The sequence below is a fragment of the Streptomyces calidiresistens genome (assembly GCF_014141525.1).
GTDB lineage: Bacteria > Actinomycetota > Actinomycetes > Streptomycetales > Streptomycetaceae > Streptomyces > Streptomyces calidiresistens.
The window spans coordinates 1-811 of record NZ_VKHS01001366.1 but is presented as its reverse complement, the minus strand read 5'-3'; the positions used below and the strand labels follow the sequence as shown (position 1 = coordinate 811).

Below are 811 nucleotides of genomic sequence, written 5' to 3'. Positions count from 1 at the left end.
ACGGGGGCCCCGGCGGGCGCAGTTGGAAGTCGGGCGGCAGGGGCGGCAGCGCCCCGCCCCCGGGCGGGGACGGGAACGCACCGAGCCGGGGCGCCGCGGCACCCCCGGGGGAGTCGTCCTCGACGGAGCGGCGCAGCGCGGCCGGTGAGAACTGCATGGTCTCGCCGCCGCTCGGCGGCATCGGTGCGGCCGTTTCGGCCCCGTCCGCCGGGTCGGTGTCGCCATCGGTGCGTCCGTCGGTTCCGTCCCGGTCCCGGGAGGTGTCGTTCGCTTCCGAGACCCCGGAACCGGGGTCCGGGACCGGAGCCCCGTCGCCGACCCGGTCCGCGGTGGGCGGGGGGGCCTCCCCGGCGGTTTCCTCCGTGTCGTTCCCCGCGTCGTCCGCTCGGTCCTCCCGGCCCTCGTCGTCCCGCCGGGGGGTCGGGAGCGGGGAGGAGGCGCCGACGTACCAGGCCGGGGCCGGAGCCCCGGTTCCCCCGGTGTCCGCCGCCCCGGAATCCGGGGCGGCGTCGGGCCGGGCGTCACCGACGACCCCGTCCCCGGTGCGCATGCCGTCCCGATCGCTGTTCACGACGCCTCCCACTGCTGTGTGCCACCCGATCCCCGCGTGTCGGTGGATCGCCCCGACGGGGCACGTGCGGCCGGTGGTTCCCCCGGCGGCGGTCGTGCCACACGCCCCCTTCACCCTAGAGGAGACGGGCCCGGCGCGTCCGCATCGGGCGGGGGCCGGGAGCCCCGTCCCGAGCCGTTCGGCCGGGGGTGGTGTGCCCGCTCGGGAACGGACGCCGGGGGCGGGTGCGGGCGCCGGGCG

The 811-nt window shown here is 79.4% G+C and carries 1 pseudogene; it reads right to left on the bottom strand.

The features are described from left to right. Positions 1–571: pseudogene (locus FOE67_RS27340) on the bottom strand (hypothetical protein); the annotation flags it as partial. Positions 572–811 lie beyond the last annotated feature (240 nt).